Below are 4,628 nucleotides of genomic sequence, written 5' to 3'. Positions count from 1 at the left end.
GGAATTACTTTCATGCTTTTTGGCGGAATTCACGGCTGGCAGATCATTATCGGATTGATTTTAGGAGGAGTTATTTCAGCACCAATAGCAGCTTATTTGGTAAATAAAATCAAAAGAAAACCAATGATGGTTGCAGTTGGAATTCTGATTATATTATTGAGTTTAAAAACATTATCTAAATTATTGTAAAAGATAGTTTTAGAAAGGAAAAGAATTATGAGTGCGATTATTGTACAAGAATTATTAGAGAAAACTAAAGACCTTTCGCTTGACGAAACCTTAGTTTTTTTAGCAAAAGAATTTCCCGGGAAAGTAATTTTTTCGACATCTTTCGGTCAGGAAGATCAGGTAATTACTGATTTTATTGCAAAAAGTAACACAGATATCACGGTTTTTACTTTAGATACAGGAAGATTATTTCAGGAAACTTACGATGTTTTTCATAAAACATTAAAAAAATACAAAAGACCAATCGAAGTGTTTTTTCCAGAAGCGGCTTCAGTAGAAAATCTTCTGAAAACAAAAGGTCCAAACAGCTTTTACGATTCAGTTGAAAACAGAAAAGAATGCTGTTTTATTCGAAAAGTAGTTCCGTTGAGAAAAGCTTTAGCAGGAAATTCAGTTTGGATTACGGGTTTAAGAGCAGAACAATCAGAAAACAGACAAGATTTAAGTTTGTTTGAATACGATGGAGGTTTCGAAATCATAAAATTCAATCCGTTGTTAAAATGGACTTTAGAAGAAGTTGAAACGTATTTGTCAGAAAATAATGTTCCGCAGAACGCTTTACACAAACAAGGTTTCGTAAGTATTGGATGTGCGCCTTGTACAAGAGCAATTTTCCCAGGTGAAGATATCAGAGCCGGAAGATGGTGGTGGGAATCAAGCCATAAAGAGTGCGGGCTTCACAGTGCGAAAAAAGAGTAAGTAGAAGAAAGAAGCAAGAGCAAAGAAAATAGATTTAAAGTTCCGAAGGAACGATCCATATTGTAGCGCCGGATTTTAATCCGGGTGGTGAGGTGATAAAAAATAATAGATTTTATCCATTGAAGAGAGAATAAAGAGAATATAATAAAGAGTGGAGATTTTAGATTAGGCGAAAACTTGAAACTTTAAACCTGAAACAAAATTTTCACAACAAAATATCAAACAAAAAAACAATGAGTTCAGTATTAAAAACAAACGCTTTAGAGAGTGAAGCGATATACATTTTCAGAGAAGTAATTTCACAGTTTGACAAACCGGTTTTACTTTTCTCAGGAGGAAAAGATTCTATCACATTAGTGCGTTTGGCGCAAAAAGCATTTTTCCCTGCTAAGATTCCGTTTCCTCTATTGCACGTTGATACGGGACATAATTTCCCTGAAACAATTGCTTTCAGAGATAAATTGGTAGAAGAATTAGGTTTAGAGTTGATCGTTCGTAATGTTCAGGACGCTATTGATGAAGGAAAAGTAGTTGAAGAAACTGGTAAATATTCTAGTAGAAATAGTTTACAAACAACAACACTTTTAGATGCAATTGAAGAATTTAAGTTTGATGCTTGTATTGGTGGTGCGCGTCGTGATGAAGAAAAAGCAAGAGCTAAAGAACGTATTTTCTCAGTTCGTGATGATTTCGGACAATGGGACGAAAAAAATCAGAGACCTGAGTTGTTTGATATTTTAAATGGAAAAATCGAAAATGGACAAAACGTTCGTGTTTTCCCAATTTCAAACTGGACAGAACTAGATGTTTGGAGTTATATCGAGAAAGAAAATATCGAGATTCCGTCAATCTATTTCTCACATAAAAGAAAAGTTTTTTTGAGAGACGGTTTAATCTGGTCGCATTCTCCTTTTGTGTACCAAGAAGAAGACGAACAAATCGAAGAAAGAATTGTTCGCTTCAGAACCGTTGGAGATATGAGTTGTACCGCTGCAGTTGAATCTTACGCAGCAACAATCGAAGAAGTAGTTGGAGAAATCAGATCATCAACCATTTCTGAAAGAGGAGCCAGAATCGATGACAAACGTTCTGAAGCTGCAATGGAAAAGAGAAAACAACAGGGATACTTTTAATAATTATGAGTTATGAGTTTTGAATTATGAATGCAATTCAGAACTAGGAATTTTAAAAGTAAAAATCAAGAAAACAAAAACATACGGATTATAAGTTTCAGCAGAAAACTTGAAACTTTAAACCTGAAACAAAAATATTAGAATGGACGTTTTAAAAATAGCAACAGCAGGAAGTGTAGATGACGGAAAAAGTACTTTGATCGGGAGATTATTGTACGATACAAAATCGTTGACAACTGACAAAATAGAAGCAATCGAAAAAAGCAGTAAACAAAAAGGATATGATTACCTTGATTTTTCTTTGGCAACAGACGGATTAGTAGCAGAAAGAGAACAAGGAATCACGATTGATGTTGCGCATATTTATTTTTCGACTGCAAAGAAAAGTTACATTATTGCCGATACTCCAGGGCACGTAGAATATACAAGAAACATGGTTACAGGAGCTTCGACTTCTCAGGTTTCGATCATTTTAATTGATGCTAGAAAAGGTGTAATTGAGCAAACATACCGTCACTTTTTTATCAATAATTTATTGAGAGTAAAAGAAGTAATCGTTGCCATCAACAAAATGGACTTAGTAGATTACTCAGAAGAAGTTTTCAATAAAATTAAAGCTGATTTTCAGGCATTAAATGCAAAAAGTACTTTTAAAGAGCAAAACGTAAGTTACATTCCGTTAAGTGCAATCAACGGTGGAAACGTGGTTGATAAATCAGAAAATATGTCTTGGTATGATGGACAAACAGTTTTAGAACATTTAGAAGGTTTACACTCTTCTGATGTTTTTGAAGCAGGAAAAGCACGTTTCCCAGTTCAGACTGTTATTCGTCCAAAAACTGAAGAATACCACGATTTCAGAGGTTACGCCGGAAAATTATACGGAAACTCAATAAAAGTTGGAGATGCTGTAACAGTTCTTCCTTCTTTAACCGAATCTAAAGTATCTAAAATTCACTTTTTCGATAAAACATTTGATGAAGCCGTTGCAGGTTCTTCAATCACAATCGAATTAGAAAATGATATCAATGTAACAAGAGGTGATATGATTGTAAAATCAAGCGAGCTTCCAAAAATTGAAAAAGATATTACCACTACAGTTTGCTGGATGGATAGCAAAAAATTAGTTCCTGGAACTAAATATTTGGTACAACACAATACAAACAGAGTTTTAGCAAAAGTAGAAAGCATTAAAAATACTATTGCAACAGATTACTCAGGAACGACAGAAGCTTCACAATTAGCCATCAACGAAATTGGAGAAGTAACGATCAAATTAAGCAAACCGTTATACTTTGATTCATACAACGAAAACAAATCAAACGGAGCTTTCATCTTAATTGATACAGCAACAAACACAACAGCAGGAGTAGGATTCATTAGATAGTTGATGGTTTTTAGTTGATAGTTGATGGTTTTTCAAGCCAACAACCAACAACCAGCAACCGACAACCAAAAACTCAAAAGAGAAATGGAAAGTTTTAGAACAGAAATAGAAAATCCGGTAGTTCAGAAGGAGATTATCGAATTAGAAAAAAAGATTCATTTATTCCGTGGAGGAAAAATTGATGATGAGCGTTTTCGTAGTCTTCGTTTAGCGCGTGGAATCTACGGTCAGCGTCAGGAAGGCGTTCAGATGATTCGTATCAAATTGCCTTATGGTAAAGTAACCAGTGAGCAATTAGTGCGTATCACACAAGTTTCTGATGAATATTCTACAGGACGTTTGCACATTACAACACGTCAGGATATCCAGATTCACTACGTGAGTTTAGACCGAACACCAGAACTTTGGGCAGATTTGGCTAAAGACGATATCACACTTCGTGAGGCTTGTGGAAACACAGTTAGAAATATTACAGGAAGTGAATTGGCTGGTGTAGATGTAAACGAACCATTTGATGTTTCGCCTTATGCACACGGACTTTTTCAATATTTGTTAAGAAACCCAATTTGCCAGGAAATGGGACGTAAATTCAAAATTTCGTTCTCTTCTTCAGACGAAGATACGGCTTTGAGTTATTTACACGATTTAGGATTTATTCCGAAAATTAAAGACGGACAAAAAGGTTTCAAAATCATGTTTGGTGGAGGTTTAGGATCTCAGCCAGCTCATGCGGAATTACTTTCGGAGTTTGTTCCGGTAAACGAAATCATTCCAACAGCAGAAGGAATCATTCGTATTTTTGATAGATACGGTGAACGTGCCAAAAGAATGAAAGCGCGTATGAAATTCTTAATCAAAGAAATGGGAAGAGATGTTTTCCTTGATTTGGTTGAACAAGAGAAAAAAGCCATCGCTTTTAAAACATACGAAATTGATACAACCGCTTTTGATAGCCCAATTCCAGAACCATTATTAGAAGTTCCGCAAGTTACAATCGAAGATACTAAAGCATATGAAGCTTGGAAAAATTCGAATGTAATCAAGCAGAAACAAGACGGTTATTATGCTATCGGAATCAAAGTTTTATTAGGAGATTTTTATACTGATAAAGCTAGATTATTAGCCAATTTAATTAAGAATTACGGAGCAAATGAATTGCGTTTTTCATTGCGTCAAAATAT

The 4,628-nt window shown here is 34.8% G+C and carries 4 protein-coding genes and 1 pseudogene; all 5 read left to right on the top strand.

Annotation, left to right across the window (positions count from 1 at the left end; all coding sequences use genetic code 11):
* Window positions 1–189, top strand: a pseudogene (locus tag B3J44_RS20280) (sulfite exporter TauE/SafE family protein); the annotation flags it as partial.
* 27 nt (window positions 190–216) lie between these two features.
* Entirely contained in the window at window positions 217–927 is a 711-nt protein-coding gene (locus B3J44_RS20275) for a phosphoadenylyl-sulfate reductase (RefSeq protein WP_286971108.1), read from the top strand.
* Window positions 928–1,160: 233 nt separating this feature from the next.
* Entirely contained in the window at window positions 1,161–2,060 is a 900-nt protein-coding gene (gene cysD / locus B3J44_RS20270; protein WP_012023580.1) for a sulfate adenylyltransferase subunit CysD, read from the top strand.
* Window positions 2,061–2,202: 142 nt separating this feature from the next.
* Complete coding sequence (locus B3J44_RS20265; RefSeq protein ID WP_286971107.1) at window positions 2,203–3,447, top strand: sulfate adenylyltransferase subunit 1; 1,245 nt, start codon at window positions 2,203–2,205, stop codon at window positions 3,445–3,447.
* 84 nt (window positions 3,448–3,531) lie between these two features.
* The coding region (locus B3J44_RS20260) for a nitrite/sulfite reductase (protein ID WP_286971106.1) at window positions 3,532–4,628 on the top strand (1,097 nt) is incomplete at its 3' end.

Origin of the sequence: Flavobacterium sp. UBA4854, assembly GCF_002399805.1 — a bacterium.
Lineage (GTDB): Bacteria > Bacteroidota > Bacteroidia > Flavobacteriales > Flavobacteriaceae > Flavobacterium > Flavobacterium ginsengisoli.
The sequence above is the reverse complement of the archived record's forward strand: the minus strand, read 5'-3'. Positions and strand labels throughout refer to the sequence as shown.

What these genes read in the sequence shown, in the direction of transcription:
- B3J44_RS20275 (WP_286971108.1), top strand. Translation starts at nt 217, where the DNA reads ATGAGTGCGATTATTGTACAAGAATTATTAGAGAAAACTAAAGACCTT.
- cysD (WP_012023580.1), top strand. Translation starts at nt 1,161, where the DNA reads ATGAGTTCAGTATTAAAAACAAACGCTTTAGAGAGTGAAGCGATATAC.
- B3J44_RS20265 (WP_286971107.1), top strand. Translation starts at nt 2,203, where the DNA reads ATGGACGTTTTAAAAATAGCAACAGCAGGAAGTGTAGATGACGGAAAA.